The sequence below is a fragment of the Marinobacter mangrovi genome (genome assembly GCF_016798325.1).
In the GTDB taxonomy this organism is placed as follows: Bacteria; Pseudomonadota; Gammaproteobacteria; order Pseudomonadales; family Oleiphilaceae; genus Marinobacter_A; species Marinobacter_A mangrovi.
Genome location: NZ_JAERVO010000008.1, coordinates 76,010 through 89,544, shown reverse-complemented (window position 1 = coordinate 89,544; position 13,535 = coordinate 76,010). Strand labels below are relative to the sequence as shown.

The 13,535-nt window shown below is 60.8% G+C and carries 12 protein-coding genes and 1 riboswitch; of the genes, 7 read left to right on the top strand and 5 right to left on the bottom strand.

What is annotated here, in order from left to right:
- The first annotated feature begins 15 nt into the window (after window positions 1-15).
- The 4 genes from JL474_RS19675 (at window position 16) to JL474_RS19660 (ending at window position 4,658) form a co-directional block, all read left to right on the top strand.
- On the top strand, window positions 16-1,137 hold the full coding sequence (locus tag JL474_RS19675) for a PilT/PilU family type 4a pilus ATPase (RefSeq protein ID WP_123636413.1): 1,122 nt from the start codon (window positions 16-18) through the stop codon (window positions 1,135-1,137).
- Window positions 1,138-1,440: 303 nt separating this feature from the next.
- Window positions 1,441-2,799: an OmpP1/FadL family transporter gene (locus JL474_RS19670; protein ID WP_203143551.1), complete on the top strand. Its 1,359-nt coding sequence runs from the start codon at window positions 1,441-1,443 to the stop codon at window positions 2,797-2,799.
- 116 nt (window positions 2,800-2,915) lie between these two features.
- Complete coding sequence (locus JL474_RS19665; protein WP_203143549.1) at window positions 2,916-3,881, top strand: FecCD family ABC transporter permease; 966 nt, start codon at window positions 2,916-2,918, stop codon at window positions 3,879-3,881.
- A complete protein-coding gene (locus JL474_RS19660) occupies window positions 3,882-4,658 on the top strand; it encodes an ABC transporter ATP-binding protein (RefSeq protein WP_203143546.1) in 777 nt (258 codons plus the stop codon).
- A 37-nt stretch (window positions 4,659-4,695) separates the two neighbouring features.
- On the opposite strand, the gene JL474_RS19655 is transcribed toward JL474_RS19660, so the two are convergent.
- Entirely contained in the window at window positions 4,696-5,055 is a 360-nt protein-coding gene (locus tag JL474_RS19655; RefSeq protein ID WP_203143544.1) for a hypothetical protein, read from the bottom strand.
- Window positions 5,056-5,353: 298 nt separating this feature from the next.
- Window positions 5,354-5,549: riboswitch (cobalamin riboswitch) on the top strand.
- Window positions 5,550-5,693: 144 nt separating this feature from the next.
- Between JL474_RS19655 and JL474_RS19650 the strand changes: the two genes are divergently transcribed.
- Window positions 5,694-7,484, top strand: a complete 1,791-nt coding sequence (locus JL474_RS19650; RefSeq protein WP_236012407.1) for a TonB-dependent receptor domain-containing protein — start codon at window positions 5,694-5,696, stop codon at window positions 7,482-7,484.
- A 23-nt stretch (window positions 7,485-7,507) separates the two neighbouring features.
- Here the strand turns inward: JL474_RS19650 and polA are convergent, their stop codons facing one another.
- On the bottom strand, window positions 7,508-10,222 hold the full coding sequence (polA, locus tag JL474_RS19645; RefSeq protein ID WP_203143541.1) for a DNA polymerase I: 2,715 nt from the start codon (window positions 10,220-10,222) through the stop codon (window positions 7,508-7,510).
- A 115-nt stretch (window positions 10,223-10,337) separates the two neighbouring features.
- Between polA and JL474_RS19640 the strand changes: the two genes are divergently transcribed.
- Window positions 10,338-10,661 carry a DUF2782 domain-containing protein gene (locus JL474_RS19640; RefSeq protein WP_123636700.1) on the top strand — a complete coding sequence of 108 codons (324 nt, stop codon included), beginning with the start codon at window positions 10,338-10,340 and terminating at the stop codon, window positions 10,659-10,661.
- A gap of 65 nt (window positions 10,662-10,726) precedes the next feature.
- Here JL474_RS19640 and JL474_RS19635 read toward each other — a convergent pair whose 3' ends face one another.
- Entirely contained in the window at window positions 10,727-11,161 is a 435-nt protein-coding gene (locus JL474_RS19635) for a fibronectin type III domain-containing protein (protein WP_203143539.1), read from the bottom strand.
- 427 nt (window positions 11,162-11,588) lie between these two features.
- Here JL474_RS19635 and JL474_RS19630 point away from each other — a divergent pair, with 427 nt between their 5' ends.
- Window positions 11,589-12,002 (top strand): hypothetical protein, encoded by a 414-nt coding sequence (locus JL474_RS19630; RefSeq protein WP_123636702.1) that lies wholly within the window; start codon window positions 11,589-11,591, stop codon window positions 12,000-12,002.
- A gap of 72 nt (window positions 12,003-12,074) precedes the next feature.
- On the opposite strand, the gene JL474_RS19625 is transcribed toward JL474_RS19630, so the two are convergent.
- Entirely contained in the window at window positions 12,075-12,731 is a 657-nt protein-coding gene (locus tag JL474_RS19625; protein ID WP_203143537.1) for a DUF4124 domain-containing protein, read from the bottom strand.
- Window positions 12,732-12,866: 135 nt separating this feature from the next.
- Entirely contained in the window at window positions 12,867-13,505 is a 639-nt protein-coding gene (gene pyrE / locus JL474_RS19620; RefSeq protein WP_203143535.1) for an orotate phosphoribosyltransferase, read from the bottom strand.
- Window positions 13,506-13,535 lie beyond the last annotated feature (30 nt).

Sequence of the window (13,535 nt, the reverse complement as noted above, 5' to 3'; positions counted from 1 at the left end):
AGACACAGGTGAAACATGGAATTTGAAAAACTGCTGCGGTTGATGGTGGATAAAGGCGGTTCGGACCTTTTTATCACGGCCGGCGTGCCGCCGAGCATGAAGGTCAACGGCAAGGTGCTGCCAGTGACCAAGAACGCGTTGACGCCGGAGCAGACCCGCGAGCTGGTCTACGGCGCGATGAACGACAAGCAGCGCGCCGAGTTCGAGGAGACTCACGAGTGCAACTTCGCCATCAGCGCGCGGGGCATCGGGCGTTTCCGGGTCAGTGCTTTCTTCCAGCGTAACCTCTGCGGCATGGTGCTGCGGCGGATCGAGGTGAAGATTCCGCAGATCGACGACCTGTCCCTGCCGGACGTCATCAAGGACCTGGCGATGACCAAGCGGGGGCTGATCATCTTCGTGGGGGCGACCGGCACCGGTAAGTCCACCTCGCTGGCGGCCATGATCGGTCACCGCAACCGCAATTCCCGCGGGCACATCATTTCCATCGAGGATCCGATCGAATTCGTCCACCAGCATCAGGGCTGCATCGTCACCCAGCGCGAGGTGGGGATCGATACGGAGAGTTTCGAAGTGGCCCTGAAGAATACCCTGCGTCAGGCACCGGACGTGATCCTGATCGGGGAGGTGCGGACCAAGCAGACCATGGAGTACGCCGTCCAGTTCGCGGAAACCGGTCACCTGTGTCTGGCCACCCTGCACGCCAACAACGCCAACCAGGCGCTGGACCGGATTATCCAGTTCTTCAGTCCGGAACAGCAAAACCAGATCTGGATGGACCTGTCGTTGAACCTCAAGGCCATCATTGCCCAGCAATTGATCCCGACGCCGGACGGTAAGGGGCGCCGGGCGGTCATCGAGGTGCTGATCAACTCCCCGCTGGCACAGGACCTGATCCGCAAAGGTGAGGTGCACAAGCTCAAGGAGCTGATGGCCAAATCCAACGAGTCCGGCATGCAGACCTTCGACCAGGCGCTGTATCGGCTGTATGCGGAAGGGGCGATCACCTATGAGGACGCCCTGGCACATGCCGATTCGGCCAACGATCTGCGCCTGATGATCAAGCTGGGGGCTGATGCCGCCGGTTCAGACAAGCTGTCATCCACCGTCGACAAGCTGTCGATCCAGGGCGATTAAACGATATCGGGAGGGCTGTGGTCCTCCCGATATCGTTCCTGCCGTACGCCCTGAATCAGAACATGCCGCATCCAGCGGCACTGTTATTTCACTCAAGTTGTTGTTAAAGCTAATAAATGTTCTCGCGAATGGGTCGCCTTGGCATTTGAGGCCAATCCGGCCCGATGCGTATACTCGCGGCCTCGGTGATGTGTCCGGAGTGCACCGACGCTGTGGTAATCGCCCGCCCCGCAAGGGAAGCGGTGAGTTGAGGCATGGGTCGGTCCGGCCATTTCCAAGTCCACAGGCGGAGAGATAATAATCATGCGAAACAACAATACCCTGTCACGCGCCATTCTGGCGGCAACCCTATGCGGCCCCGGAGCGGTCATGGCCGGCGGCTTTGCACTCAATGAACAAAGCGCAAGCGCGATGGGTGTGGCCAATGCCGGTACGGCGGCCAACCCTGAAAACGCCACCACGGTGTTCTTCAACCCGGCCGGTATGAGCCAGCTGTCCGGTACCAATGTGTCCTTTGGTGCGGCTGTGCTGGACATCGACGCAGAGGTCAAAGATGGCACGGCCAGCGCGACGGATAACGTCGGTAATGACGTCAGCGGTAGCGATGGCGGCGACATCGCCGACCCGGCCTACCTGCCGAACATCTTCGTGACCCACGAAATCAACGACACCGTTGATGTGGGCATCGGTCTGCACGCCCCCTATGGCCTGAAGGCGGATTATGACGACGATTTCGTAGGTCGTTACTTTGCCGACAAAACCGAGCTGACGGCCATCGCCCTGAGTCCCTCCATCGCCGTTAATAATGGCGAAGGCTTCTCCATGGGGATTGGCGTCAACATCATCTACGCCAAAGGCCGGCTGACCAAGTATCAGGATTACAGCAACTACGGCCTGCCGCAGGAAGGCTACTTCGATACCGAAGGGGACGACATCGGCGCGACGATCAGCTTCGGCCTGCTGTATGAATTGACCGACAAGACCCAGATCGGCCTGTCCGGCCAGACCGGCACCACGCTGAACCTGGAGGGTGACTCCACGCTGACCAACTTCCCGCAGGTGACTGCCAGCGGCGTTAACCTGGTCACCGCGAAGGAAGACGCCAACGTCCCGCTGGACATTCCCGAGAGCCTGACGTTTGGTATCCGCCACAAGCTGACCGATACCGTGACCCTGCTGGCCGGTGCCACCTGGGCCAAATGGAGCCGTTTCGAGGCCCTGGACATCGAAAGCCGTGAAGACGGCGGCACCATCTCCGCCGTGGGCGGACCCAAGTACGGCGATAACAGCCTGATCGGCCACGTGTCCGAGAACTGGAACGACACCTGGCAGGTCAACGTTGGTGGTATCTGGCAGGCGACGCCGGCCTGGGCCTTCAAGGCGGGCTACGCCTACGACGAATCTCCGGTGGATGACAATTACCGGACAGCACGTATTCCGTCGAACGACCGTCAGTGGCTGACCCTGGGTACCCAGTGGAACGATGCACAGAGTGGCTGGACGGTCGACGTGGCCGCCGGCGTCCTGCTGTTTGACGATGTGGACGTGAACGAGCAGGAATACACCGTCGACGACGAGCCGGTCGGCAACGGCGCCAGCTATTCCGCGACCTACGAGCTGAGCGCCTGGAGCGCCGGCGTGCAGGTCAGCAAGGCGTTCTGATCCGTCCTGCCTGACAGCAAAGCGGGCCGTCCGGCCCGCTTTCTTTCCCGTCTTCCCGCTTAACCCCTTTGCGCCTGACCGCTATACTCGGGGTCCTTTCGTTGTCCGGGTGAATCGTGCGGCTTTCAAGTCTCTGGCTACCAATTCTGCTGGCTCTCAATGTGGTGCTGTTTGGTCTCGCACTCGGCTGGGGATCGGCCAGTTTCAATCCGTTGGGCGTAATCACGGGCGATGCGCCCCAATGGCAGACCGCCATTCTCTATGACCTTCGCCTCCCGCGAGCCGTTGCGGCCTTCGTGGTGGGCGGCATGTTGGCACTGGCCGGTGTGTTGATGCAGGTGCTGTTGCGCAATCCATTGGCGGAGCCCTACGTGCTGGGCATTTCCGGCGGGGCCGCGGTCGCGGCACTTGGTGCCATTACGCTGGGGTTGCAAGCCTGGTGGGTGTCCGGGAGTGCCTTCGTGGGCAGTCTGGCCAGCATGCTGCTGGTTTTCCTGCTGGGCGGCGGTCGCGGCTATGGTCGCGGCGATCGGCTCCTGCTTACCGGCGTGGTGATTGCCGCCGGCTGGGGAGCCTGCATCAGTCTGCTGCTGGTGCTCGGACCGGACCAGTCCCTGCGGGGGATGCTGTTCTGGCTGATGGGGGATCTCTCCAGGCCGGTGGCGCCCTGGTGGGGGCTGCCGGTCCTGGCGCTGGCGCTATTGGCGGCCTGGATGATGGCGCCGGCGCTGGATCTGCTGGCCCGTGGCGATGACCAGGCGGCGGTGCTGGGGGTGGAAATTCATCGCCTGCGGGCGGTCTGTTACATCACCGCGTCGTTTCTCACCGCCTGTGCCGTGACCCTGGCCGGGCCCATCGGTTTTGTCGGTCTGGTCGTGCCTCACCTCATGCGCCAGTGGCTGGGAGCCGGGCATCGGCGGCTGGTGCCTGCCAGCCTGTTGGCCGGCGGCGCACTGCTGATGCTGGCGGATACCTTCGCGCGGACCCTGATCGCGCCGCGGCAGTTGCCCGTGGGTGTGTTGACGGCGGCGGTTGGGGTGCCGTTGTTCCTGTATCTCCTGCGACGCCGGGGGGACAGCTAGATGGCTTCTTTGCAGCTGGATGCTCTGGCCTTTGGGCGGGCCGGTAAAGCCCTGGCCCAGCCGTTGGATCTGCGAGCGGAAGCCGGCGAGGTCTGGGCGGTTCTCGGCGAGAACGGTGTTGGCAAGTCGTCACTGCTGCTGACCCTGGCGGGCCTGTTGCCGGTGGTTGCCGGCCGGGTCTGTGTTGACGGTGTGGATATCCGGCGTTGCCCGCGCAAGTTGCTGGCCCGCCGTATCGGCTTGTTGCTACAGCAGGCCCGGCTGGACTTTCCATTCACGGTCACCGAAGCGGTCAGTGCCGGACGCTACGCCCATCGGCAGGGTTGGCAGGCACTCGGGGCTTCGGATACGCCGTTCATCGAGGCGGCGATCCAGGCGTGTGGTCTGGAGGCGCTGGCCAGTGCACGAGTGGACCAGCTGTCAGGCGGCGAGCAGCGGCGGGTGGCCCTGGCGACGTTGCTGGCCCAGGATCCCGGGGTGCTGCTGCTGGACGAGCCGGCCAATCACCTGGATCTGCGTCATCAGGCGCGTCTTATGGCGCAGGTCCAGACGCTGGCCCATGACTCAGGCCGGCTGGTGTTCATGTCCGTGCACGACATCAATCTGGCTGCACGCCACGCCGATCGCATCCTGTTGCTCTACCCCGATGGCGGTCACGACGCCGGCCCGGCATCGGCCATGTTGACCGAAGAGTACCTGGCCCGGGTCTTCAACCATCCAGTGGAACGGGTGGGTGAGGGCGCCCGTGCCCTCTGGGTACCACGCTCGGCATCGTAAGTGACGTGGGGCGGTGCTGTTGATGCGGCCGGTCGGATCAGGCCGGCACTTCCACCTTGCGGCCGCGGTAGGTGATCGTTCGCGTCCGCCCGCTGTCCTCGGTTGCCTCTTTTTCAGCCGGAGGGGCCGGTTCGGCCAGTTCCTGTCCCCGGTACATCCGGCGTTGGGTGTCGCTGTCACCGGCGTCAGGCAGGTGTTGGCGAAGTTCGTTCCAGGTTCGGGCCAGGTGATTGGAACGTGACTTTTCGGCGTAGTCCGCCAGGCGGTCTTCCAGGTGGTCGTCGGTCAGGTGAAGCTTAACGCCGAATTCCGCCAGGATCAGCTTGCGGCACTGATGGACGAGCTTGAGCAGCCCGCGATCCAGCAACCAACTGCGTTCTGGTGCTAGCGTCATCATGGTCGTTACCTCATTCAGTGGGTGCCCGGTTTATCGGCACCGTGGCCACTACATCGTGATCAGGTTCGGATGTGTCACGACATCCCGTTTTCGACGATAGGACGCAAGCTAAAATTGTGCCGGAAACTAAATGCTTGATTTAAAAGGGTCGTGATCAATCCATGAAGATGCAAAATGCACTGATATAACGCGGTGTTCGTTAAAGGTGCACGCCAATAGCGAAAGGCCTCGTGCCCGACATTGACCTGAGGGGGTTCTGGGCATAGAGTGCCCGCCAGAAAGGTGACAGCGTTGTCATCAAGAACGATCAGCAGGCGGTGCTCGCACGGCGAGTGAAACGGGAACCTGGTGCAATCCCAGGGCTGCCCCCGCAACGGTAAATGGTAATGACAGGTACATGGCCACTGGATCCCGAGATCCGGGAAGGCGTATCTGATCTCCAGCCAGACTGGAATGCCATGAGCCCGGAGACCGGCCGTCTGCCCAGTGTGGCGCTTCCCGCGAAGCGCGGCACGTCGCATGCGGTGTAGCGGAGGGCTTCACCGGTGGTCCCTCCAGCTCCCTGTCTGTCGGAACCGCTCCCGCCCTCTTCTCACCGGGTACTCCTGTTTTTCTGTTGAGGGCGCACACCCGTGAGAATGACTTCGAACCTGACCCTGGGCCTGATCGTAGGCTGTTTGGCCCCCGGTTTGTCGGCCGAAACCCTGAATCCCATCGTCGTCACGCCGACGCGGACAGCGCAGACCGTGGACGAGACCAACGCTTCGGTGACCGTGATCAGTCGCGAGGATATTGAACGCAGCACGGCCACATCGGTGCAGGATGTTCTGCGTTCGGTTCCGGGTGTGTCCGTTACGGATACGGGGGGCGCCGGCAAACAGTCCAGCGTCTTTATCCGCGGCTCCAACTCGGATCACGTTCTCGTGCTGGTTGATGGTATGAAGGTGGGTGGCGCAACGGCCGGGACGGCGCAGCTGGAAAATATTCCGCTGGCCCTGGTGGACCACATCGAAGTGGTTCGCGGACCGCGCTCCAGCCTGTATGGTTCGGAAGCCATTGGTGGCGTGATCCAGATCTTCACCCGCCGCGGCACGCTGGATCCCGAAGCGATCTCGGAAGTCAGTGCCGGCAACAATGGTACGGCACGGCTGACGCAACACTTCTCGGGTACGGCCGGCGACACGCGCTACAGCCTGTCAGCGTCACTTTACGATACCGATGGCGTCGACTCGCAGCCGGCGAGTAACCAGCGCGACGACGATGGTTTTACCAGCAAGTCCGTCAGTGCCAGCCTCGATCAGCAGGTGACCGACGACCTCTCACTGGGCCTCAATCTGATGCATGCCCAGGGCGAGAACGATTACGACAGCAGTTTCGGTACCAGTGACGAACGATACTGGAATGAGTTTGTGCAGCAGTCCGGCCGCGCCTTTGCCGACTATTCCGTGTCGGATCGTGTCAGTCTGCACGCACAGGTAGGTTTTGGTCGTGAAACCAACGACAACTTCACCAATCTCTCGCCTTTTTATGACTACGAGACGAAACGCCAGCAATACCTGCTGCAGAGCGATATCGAGCTGACGGACTACCAGTTGCTGACGCTGGGCATTGAGCGCATCGATGAATCGGTGGATGCCTCCACCGACTACACCGAGGATTCCCGTTATAACAACGCCGCCTTCGCCCAGTGGCAGACCCTGAACCAGCCGCTGCATGTGGAAGCCTCCGCCCGTTACGACGATAACGAAGCGTATGGAGAGGAAACCACCGGAGCGCTGTCTGTGGGCTATATGCTCAGCGAAGTGGTCATGCCTTATGTGAGCTACGGAACGGGCTTCAAGGCACCGAACTTCAACGATCTGTATTCCCCGTTCGGGGCTAACCCGGATCTCAAAGCCGAGACCTCGGAAACCTATGAGGTGGGTATGAAGGGCAGTGCCGGGCGTCTGAGCTACGAGCTGTCGTTCTATCGCACCAATTTCGACGATCTGGTGGTGTTGGATTCCCTGTATGTGCCGTACAACGTGGGGAAGGCCACGGCGAAGGGGAGCGAGCTTAGCCTGGCCTACACCGGTATTGGCTGGTCGCTGGAAGCCGGCGCCGGCTACACCCGGGCAACCGATGACGAGACCGGGGATCCGTTAGGGCGTCGTCCCAAGTGGAATGGCCGCCTGGCGGGCAGCCGTACGTTTGGCCCGACCGAAGTCAACCTGGAACTGTTGGGTCGTACCGATTCCATCGATACGGCGGCGGGGGACGCACACGTGCCCGGTTATGTGGTGGCCAACCTCAGCCTGGGCTATGCCGCGACCGAGGCACTGAACCTGGGCCTGAAAGTCAGCAACCTGCTGGATCAGGAAGCGGTCACGGCCTACGGCTACGCCGGGCAGACCCGCCAGGTACTGGCGAGCCTGCGTTACACCTACTAACCCGGTTTGAACAGGGGTGAGGCCTAGTGCGCCTCATCCCAGTTATCCCCGACGCCGGCTTCCACCAGCAGCGGCACTCTCAGTTCAACCGCATTGGACATGCGCTCGGTCAGGCCCTGGGTTACCTTGTCCAGGGCCGACTCCTTCACTTCCAGGATCAGTTCGTCGTGGACCTGCATGACCATGCGGGCGTCCTTGGCGTGCGCGTCCAGTAGCCAGTCTTCAACGGCTACCATCGCTTTCTTGATGATATCGGCAGCCGTGCCCTGCATGGGCGCGTTGATGGCGGTGCGTTCGGCGGCCTGCTGCATCTGCTTGTTCTTGGCATTGATCTCCGGCAGATAAAGGCGTCGGCCAAACAGGGTCTCGACGTAGCCCTGGTCGTGAGCCTGCTTGCGGATATCGTCCATGTACTGGCGCACGCCCGGGTAGCGGTGGAAATACAGGTCGATGTATTCCTGGGCCAGCTTGCGTTCGACGCCGAGCTGTCGGGACAGGCCAAAGGCGGACATGCCGTAGATCAGGCCGAAGTTGATCGCCTTGGCGCTGCGCCGCTGATCCGAGGTGACGTTGTCGGTCGTGGTGCCGAACACCTCGGCGGCCGTGGCCTTGTGGATGTCCTTGCCGTCCGCAAAGGCTTTGAGCAGGCCTTCGTCACCGGACAGGTGGGCCATGATGCGCAGTTCGATCTGTGAGTAGTCGGCCGCGACCAGCTTGTAGCCGTCCGGCGCCACGAACGCCTGGCGGATGCGTCGGCCTTCCTCGGTGCGGATCGGGATGTTCTGCAGGTTGGGCTCCGATGATGACAGGCGACCGGTGGCCGCGACGGCCTGGTGATAGGACGTATGCACACGACCCGTCCGCGGGCTGACCATTTCCGGGAGCCGGTCGGTGTAGGTGGACTTGAGCTTGCTCAGGCTGCGGTGCTCCAGGATCAGGTGCGGCAGCTTGTAGTCGTGAGCCAGCTCCTGCAGGACCGGCTCCGCGGTGGACGGCGCGCCCTTGGGCGTTTTCTTGACCACTGGCAGTCCCAGCTTCTCGTAGAAAATCGCCTGCAATTGCTTGGGCGAGCCGAGGTTGAAGGTTTCTCCGGCTTCTTCGTGGGCGGCCTTTTCCAGCTCGGCCATGCGTTCGGCCAACTGCTGACTGTGGCGCCTGAGGGTGGCGGTGTCGATCATCACGCCCCGCTGTTCCATGCGCGACAGGACCGGCACCAGCGGCATGTCGATCTCGGCGTAGACGGCTTCCAGGCGGCCTTCCTTCGCCAGACGCGGTCGCAGAGTCTGGTGCAGACGCAGGGTGATGTCGGCATCCTCGGCGGCATACGGCCCGGCCTGTTCCAGATCGATCTGGTTGAAAGTCAGCTGTTTCGCGCCTTTGCCGGCAATCGACTCGAACGAGATCGTCGCCTCGCCCAGATACTTCAGGGCCAGGCTGTCCATGTCGTGGCGCGACGCGGTGGAGTTGAGGACGTAGGACTCCAGCATGGTGTCCTCGGCAATGCCCTCCAGCGTGATGTCGTGGTTGGCGAGCACGTTCTTGTCGTACTTGAGGTTCTGCCCGACCTTCTTCTGTTTGGGGTCTTCCAGTAGCGGCTTGAGCGCGCCCAGCACCGTGTCGCGGGGCAGCTGATCGGGGGCGCCCATGTAGTCGTGGCCAAACGGCACGTAGGCGGCTTCGCCCGGTTCGATGGCAAAGGAAACACCGACCACTTCGGCGCTGCTGTAGTTCAGGCTGGTGGTCTCGGTGTCGAATGCAAACAGGTCGGCTTTCTTCAGGCGTTTGACCCAATCGTCGAACTCGCCCTGGTCGGTGATGACGCTGTAGCGTTTTTCCGGCGCGTCCGGCGTCGTGTCGTCGTCCGCTGATTCGTCATCATCATCACTGAGCTCGGCGATCCAGGTCTTGAATTCGTACTCCTTGAACAGCGCCAGCAGCTTTTCGCGGTCGGTGTCGTCCGGCTTGACGTCCTGGATGCCGAATTCCAGATCCACATCGGTCTTGATCGTGGCCAGCTCCTTGCTCAGGGGCAGCTGCTCAAGGGCGTTGCGCAGGTTCTCGCCGATCTTGCCCTTGATCTCGTCGGCGTGCTCGATCAGGTTGTCCAGGGTGTCATACTGCTGTAGCCATTTGACGGCGGTCTTGGGGCCGCATTTGTCCACACCGGGAATGTTGTCCACCTTGTCGCCCACCAGGGCCAGGTAGTCGATGATCTGCTCCGGGGCGATGCCGAACTTGTCGGCCACGCCATCCCGGTCCATGGCGGTTTCGGTCATGGTGTTGATCAGTGTGACGTGATCGCTGACCAGTTGGGCCATGTCCTTGTCGCCGGTGGAAATCACCACGTCCACACCCTTGTCCGTGGCCTCGTAGGCCAGGGTGCCGATCACGTCGTCCGCCTCCACATCGGGCACGATCAGCAGCGGCAGCCCCATGGCGCGGATGATCTCGTGGATCGGCGCGATCTGGGTGGCCAGGTCCTCCGGCATGGGCGGGCGATTCGCCTTGTAGTCTTCGTAGAGATCATGGCGGAACGTCTTGCCCTTGGCGTCGAAGACCACAACGACCTTGGAGCCGGGGAAGTCCTTATCGATACGGCGGATCATGCTGATGACCCCCTTGATCGCGCCGGTTTGTTGGCCCTTGCTGGTTTTTAACTCGGGCAAAGCATGAAAGGCGCGGAACAGGTAGGAGGATCCGTCGACGAGAACGACTGGGGGCGTCTGCTTCTGGCTCATAGGTGCGGGATTCCGGAATCTGGTTGTGAAGATCGCTGTGTTGTGCAAATCTGCTGGGGGAGCCTTGATTTCAGGGTGCCCCAAGCGTCAAGCCGTTAAGGAACATAAGGTTAACATGAAAAAACCAATCGCCCTGCTGGTGGCCGCCATGGCCGCTGTATTAAGTGCCCAGGTCCAGGCCGAGGAAGAACAGCCGCAGCAACAGGCTCCGGTTCGGGCCTCGGAATACCAGCCATCGGCGGATGCCCCGGAAGTGGTGATCCGGCCGGGGAAAGAGGCAACGTACTACGAGTACCGCGTTAACGGAGAGCTCAAGGAAATTCGAGTGAAGCCGAAGGTCGGACCGGTCTATTACCTGGTGCCGGCCGATGGGGGCGGATTTATACGCCAGGATGGTTCGCAGCTGGTGGTTCCCAAGTGGATTCTCTTCCAGTGGTGAAAAAGCGGAAGACTCTCGGGGGCTGGCCATCCCGACCGGTCGATTAACCGGTCGGGATGGGGCCGTTAGATGATATTGACCGCAATGACCTGTGACGGCTGGCTTTCCAGGCCATCGGTGTCGACGGTGGACACGGAAAATTCATAGGCTCCCGGTTCAAAGTCTTTCAGCGGGAAGCTGGTTTCGTCTGAGCCGCTGACTTTGATGGATTGATACGCATCCTGGTACTTCAGCTTGTAGTAGATCCGATAGCCGCTGATCTCGCCCACGTAAAGCTTTGACCCGTCCGCACGTGTGGCTGGGGCAGCCCATTGCAGATTGGACGTCGCGGCTTCACGGGGTTCGCTCAGCGCGACCGCATTGTCGGAGGTGTTCGAGGATGATTTGTAAGCTGAATCCGAGGAAGAACCGCCACCCTTACAGCCGGTGAGAAACAGGGTCGCAAAAATGAAAGACAAAAGAAGGACGTGCCGAGGCCGGCTTGGCGTTGTGTAGTTCATTGATATACCTGACGTTTCTGGAGCCTAAATTGCGCTCCTTAGCTGATTGAACATGGCCCGCTTGGGCGAGCTCTCTTTCTAGGGACGACTCACTGTTCTGCGACGACGTCCTTCGTCGCTTAATGAAAATCCCCTCAAGAGGCACTGCGGAGAAGACTCCATCCTCGTACATCCGATCGCGGTCATTATGCGGATGGTCCCCGTCGTCTCAAGTGAACATTTTGTAGGTTTTTTGAACAGGTGTTCACTTTTCGCCGGAAGTTGTATTTACGCCAGTTGGTTAGCGGCGGTCCTCTTAATCTTCGGCTTAGTATGATTATTCTAATTTTTGTGCGTACTGTCCGTGTTGTTAATGAAATTGGCCTGGCGGGATAACCACCCGCCGCCAGTCGCAACCAAGTCGTACAAGCAATGGAGAGGCACCAAAATGGGTAAACTGAAAAGTTACCAGGAACAGATCCAGGAGATTGTGGAAAAGGGCATCAACGCGGCTGAAGAGCGCCAGAAGAAGCTGGCTTCCAAGCCGTTCGAGTATGCCGAGAAGCTGGAAGCGGAAGCGCGCGAATACAGCGTGAAGTCACTGCGTAAGCGCTACGACGATTACAGCGGCAGCCTGTTCACTCAGCTGCGCAGTCTGAACAGTCGTGTCGGCAGCTTTGCTGCGGATCTGGTCGCGAAGATCGAGAAGGAAACAGCCGAAGGCGCTGAGTCCGTATCCGAAGCGGCGGACGAGGTCTCCAACCAGGCCAAGGCGGTGAAGAAGTCCACCACCAGCACGGCCAAGAAGACCACGACCCGCAAGACCAGCACGGCCAAGAAATCCGCGACAGCCTCTGCCTGAGGTTGACGGATCGCTCTGCAAAAAAGGGTCGCTCAAGCGACCCTTTTTTGTATCTGGAGATTAGCCGTCCGGCTACTGGGCGTCGGTGTTGGCCGCCGTGTCGCTTGGTGTGAGTTCCAGCGAGCGCTTCTCCCCGGTCAGGGTCTCCAGCCGCTCTATCTTGTTCTCGAAGGTGCGGCGGATCCGGTCGGTTTCCATGTTCTGTTGCCGGATTTCCTGCTCGATGTCCCGTTTCTGGGATTGCAGTCGTTCGATGCGGGTGGTCAGGTTCTCCGGGACGTCCCGACCGGCGCGCTCCAGATCGGCGGCCTTGCTCTGTTGTTCCTGCAACTGGCTGTCCAGGACAGCGATGTTACCGCGCTTGAGTTGAACCAGGCTCTGCAGCTCCTGCAGCTTGCGGCGCAGGGCGCGGACGGCGTCATCCGGGTGGCTGTAGGTGCGCAGTAGCTGGGCGTCCGCTTCACGCTGGCTTTCGGCGCGTTGTTCCTGCTGCTGTTGTTTGGCGCGCTTGGCGATCTCCTCGTCGGTCGGCGCCGGATCAACGGTCTTTTCCACGCGGCCCTGGGAGTTGAGGATTTGATAGCCGCGCCTGGAAGCGTCGGAAGGAACGGTATTGCTGATCACGGTCCGCCCGTTATCGTCTTTATAACGATACATGGTACCCGCCTGGGCAGTCCCCAGAGCGGTACAAAGCAGGGCGGCAATCGCGAGTTGCGGAAGGTGTTTCATAAAGGCTTGATTCACCAGTTTACAGCGCCAGTAATCCACGGGATGTCCGCAGCATAACAGACCTGTCGGCAAGCATTGTAAAAAATGGTAGCTGACCGGTTTGCACCGCTTCCGGACGACACCCGGCCGCCATCATCAGATGCCGTACTGGTCCCGGTACTCGGCCACCTTGCGCGCGTTTTCCTGGAAGTCAGGCCGGTCGGCGAGATAGCGGATGACCTGATCCAGTTGAATGATGCTGACCACCGGCAGGTTGAATTCGGCCTCGACTTCCTGGATAGCCGAGAGCTCACCCTGGCCGCGTTCCTGCCGGTCGAGGGCGATCAGAACGCCGGCCGGTTCGGCACCGGCGTCACGAATGATGTCGATGGACTCGCGAATGGCGGTGCCGGCGGTGATCACGTCGTCGATAATCAGGACTTTGCCCTTTAATGGTGCGCCAACAATGTTGCCGCCCTCTCCGTGATCTTTTTTCTCTTTGCGGTTGAACGCATAGGGCCGGTCGTCGCCGGTTTCCGCCAGCGACATGGCTGCAGCGGCGGCCAACGGAATGCCCTTATAGGCAGGCCCGAAGAGAATGTCATAATTCAGGCCGCTATTTTGCAGGGCAGACGCATAGGCACGCCCGAGCTGAAGCAAATCCGACCCCGTATTGAACAGGCCAGCGTTGAAGAAGTAGGGACTCCTGCGTCCGGACTTGAGTGTGAACTCCCCGAAACGGAGGACGTCACGGCGGATGGCAAATTCGATGAAATCGCGTTGATAGTCGTGCATGGCAAGCATTCTGGCGGGGTGGATTCTTTC